The organism is Paraburkholderia oxyphila NBRC 105797, assembly GCF_000685075.1.
In the GTDB taxonomy this organism is placed as follows: domain Bacteria; phylum Pseudomonadota; class Gammaproteobacteria; order Burkholderiales; family Burkholderiaceae; genus Paraburkholderia; species Paraburkholderia oxyphila.
Genome location: NZ_BAYD01000302.1, coordinates 1 through 728, shown reverse-complemented (window position 1 = coordinate 728; position 728 = coordinate 1). Strand labels below are relative to the sequence as shown.

The 728-nt window shown below is 66.5% G+C and carries 1 protein-coding gene; it reads left to right on the top strand.

Translation table 11 applies throughout. The features are described 5' to 3' along the window. Positions 1-111: 111 nt before the first annotated feature. Positions 112-728 (top strand): 2Fe-2S iron-sulfur cluster-binding protein (locus BO1_RS56100; protein WP_043289416.1); only part of this gene is annotated, 617 nt, incomplete at its 3' end.

The window sequence follows — 728 nt, the reverse complement described above, 5'->3', positions numbered from 1 at the left end:
TGTGAATGCACAGGCCAGGATACACAACGGCACGCAAAACGGCGCACAGAACGGCACGCAAAACGGCGCACAAAACGGGACGCAAAAGAGCACGCAAGGGAGCAAGCAGCGATGAGCCAGAAGAACCGACTCGGCGCCGGCGGGCGCATCAACCGCGCGATTCCGCTGACCTTCACGTTCAACGGGCGCACGTACCAGGGCTATCAGGGCGACACGCTCGCCTCGGCGCTGCTCGCCAACGACGTGCACTTCGTCGCGCGCAGCTTCAAGTACCACCGCCCGCGCGGCATCGTGACGGCCGACGTGGCCGAGCCGAATGCCGTGGTCCAGCTCGAGCGCGGCGCCTACACCGTGCCGAACGCGCGCGCCACCGAAATCGAGCTCTATCAGGGGCTCATCGCGACCAGCGTGAACGCGGAGCCGAGCCTCGAGCACGACCGCATGGCGGTGAACCAGAAGTTCTCGCGTTTCCTGCCCGCCGGCTTCTACTACAAGACCTTCATGTGGCCGCGCAAATGGTGGCCGAAGTATGAAGAGAAGATTCGCGAGGCCGCGGGTCTGGGCAAGGCGCCCGAAGTGCGCGACGGCGACCGCTACGACAAGTGCTTCGCGCATTGCGACGTGCTGGTGATCGGCGGCGGCCCCACGGGCCTCTTGGCCGCGCATACGGCGGGCCTGGCCGGCGCGCGTGTGATTCTCGTCGACGACCAGCGCGAGCTGGGCGGCAA